Annotated in this window: 1 protein-coding gene; it reads left to right on the top strand. The window is 53.1% G+C overall.

All coding sequences use genetic code 11. The features are described 5' to 3' along the window. The coding region (locus DWX84_RS19380) for a UDP-N-acetylglucosamine 2-epimerase (protein ID WP_233573970.1) at positions 1-260 on the top strand (260 nt) is incomplete at both ends.

The following is a 260-nucleotide window of genomic DNA, read 5'->3' on the forward strand; positions in this document are numbered from 1 at the left end:
AATATGTTCTTCATTGAGCCATTGGAATATCTGTCGTTTGTCTATCTGATGGAGAAATCAACGATAGTGCTGACCGATAGCGGCGGTATCCAAGAGGAGGCTCCCGGCTTGGGCAAGCCCGTGTTGGTGATGCGTGATACGACCGAGCGTCCGGAGGCTCTCGCGGCAGGTACGGTGAAACTGGTCGGTACGGACTATGACAAGATCGTGAGCGAGGTCTCGGCGTTGCTTGATGATACGGCTTATTACGATGCGATGAG

Origin of the sequence: Parabacteroides sp. AF21-43 (assembly GCF_003635435.1) — a bacterium.
Taxonomy (GTDB): domain Bacteria; phylum Bacteroidota; class Bacteroidia; order Bacteroidales; family Tannerellaceae; genus Parabacteroides; species Parabacteroides distasonis.